At 34.0% G+C, this 397-nt stretch carries 1 protein-coding gene; it reads left to right on the forward strand.

Features of this window, described 5'->3' with window-relative positions; all coding sequences use genetic code 11:
- On the forward strand, nucleotides 1-397 hold a 397-nt coding region (locus EII29_RS11640; protein ID WP_199726104.1), incomplete at both ends, for a phage distal tail protein domain-containing protein.

Here is a 397-nt window from a genome sequence, read left to right on the forward strand (position 1 = left end):
ATACATACCAACTTAGACGGAACAGACGATAAAGTTTGGGACGTAACAAATGGAAAAGTTAGATTTTACCAGCCCTCTAATTTAGGGTTACAATCAACTAATAACATCTGGCAAAGTAATGGTATTGGAATAATGGGAAAACGCTCAATTACTCAACCACAAATAGAGTTTAAGCTAGAAACGTTTGGAGAAAGTTTAGAAGAAAATTATCAATTAATGAAAGACTTCGTAAACGATATTCTTAGCAAAAAATTCGTTACACTTGAATATCAAACAGAAATTTTTCAGGTGTATGCTGATTTAGCTTTAGCAGATGTCACAAAGACAGAGGGTTACGGTAAGAACGGAACTTTCAGCGAAAAGATAACTTTCGATGTAGTTACAAAGTGGTATACCT

This window comes from Leptotrichia sp. OH3620_COT-345, from assembly GCF_003932895.1.
In the GTDB taxonomy this organism is placed as follows: domain Bacteria; phylum Fusobacteriota; class Fusobacteriia; order Fusobacteriales; family Leptotrichiaceae; genus Pseudoleptotrichia.